Source organism: Roseibium sp. RKSG952 (genome assembly GCF_009711355.1).
On sequence record NZ_SMMF01000541.1, the window covers coordinates 1 to 1,688 of the forward strand.

1 protein-coding gene is annotated in these 1,688 nt (G+C 59.7%); it reads right to left on the minus strand.

Features of this window, described 5'->3' with window-relative positions:
* On the minus strand, positions 1 to 1,688 hold a 1,688-nt coding region (locus tag E1297_RS02105; RefSeq protein ID WP_244327597.1), incomplete at both ends, for a condensation domain-containing protein.

The following is a 1,688-nucleotide window of genomic DNA, read 5'->3' on the forward strand; positions in this document are numbered from 1 at the left end:
GAAGCCATGCAGCACAAGCTCCCGCTCCGCCTCGTTCAAAAGCGCAACATCACAAAGCCGCGTTTGAGGTGTCTCGGCAACACCATCTAGAAGCTGGACATACATCGCTCCGATGCGTGTTGCCGTCTGACGGTCAAACAGCTGGGTTGAATAGGACAGATGCCCACGCAGGGACCCGCCCGTTTCTTCAAGGTTCAGAGACAACTCGAATTTCGCACGATCAGTGCCCTGCTCACCGAAAACACCGACCCGACAATCCCCAAAACGGAGCTCCAAATCCCTGTCCGGTGTGTTCTGCAATACCAGCATTACCTGACACAAAGGCGCATGGCGCAAGGAACGCACCGGGGAAACCGCCTCAACAACCGCTTCGAACGGCACACTGTCGTGGGCAAAAGCCTCCAGAACCCTTTGCCGGGTCTCCGACAGCTGCCCTTCAAACGACCGCTCCACATCAATCCGGTTTCTCAGGACGAGCGTGTTGACAAAGAACCCGCAAAGGCCGTCGAGTTCTGGCCGGGGACGACCGGCAACAGCCGTTCCGATCACCACATCGCCGCCCGCCCCAAGCCGGGACATCAATGTGGCAAAGGCGGCTTCAAGTACCATGAACAGGGTCGAACCGGTCTGTTGCGCAAGCGTCTTCAACTGATCCGTGACAACCGCCGGAATGGACAGCTCCACAGAGCCCCCCGAATAATCCATCACCTCGGGCCGGGGCCGGTCAAACGGCAAGGTGATCGCCTCCGGGACACCTGAGAGTTCATGCTTCCACCACGCAGTTTCTTCGTCTAGGCGCTCACCCGACAACACCTTGCGCTGCCAAACCGCATAATCGGCATACTGGATCGGCAGAACGGCAAGCTCCGCTGCCATGCCGCCCACGGCCTCTTCGTAAAGGGCGGACAGCTCCTTCACCAGAAGGCCCAGGGACCAGCCATCCAGAACAGTGTGATGACCACCAATGACCAGAACATGGGAACGCTCCGACAGACAGATCAGCGTCGCACGGAACAAGGGACCGGCCTCAAGTTCAAACGGATGCGCCAGCAATTCCGCAACACGGTCAGCAAGCTCGGCCTCATCCAGATTGGACCCGTACTCCTGCTTGAGGCCGAACTCGGGATCCGACCCTGAACGGATTACCTGACGCGGCTGACCGTCACAATCAGCAACAAACACTGCACGCAAACCCTCTTGACGCTCCAGCAGCGCCTCAAGGGCCTCGGCCAAAGCGTTCCGGGTCAGCAGCCCTTCAACCCTGAAGGCCCCTTCGATGTGATAGGCAGCGCCTGCCTGAGTATCCAGACGGTCGAGGAACCACAACCGCTCCTGTTGCAACGACAAAGGAAGAGGACTACTTCGGTCCGCGCAGACAAGGGGAATATCTCCGTCACTCCCAACCGCATTCTCAATCCGGGCCGCCAGAGCGGCCACCGTCGGTGCCTCGAACACATTACGGATCGCAACTGCCTTGCCCGTTGCTCGTTCAAGACGCGCAACAAGACGAACGCTGCTCAAAGAATCCCCGCCAAGCGCGAAGAACCCGTCGTGGCGGCCAACCTGATCGACCTTGAGCAGCGCGCCAAAGGCACCCGCCACCAGCTGCTCCGTCTGGGTCGTTGGCGGTTCATAGAGCGTCCGCGCAACGGCACCGACCACATCGGGCAAGGCCTTGCGGTCAATCT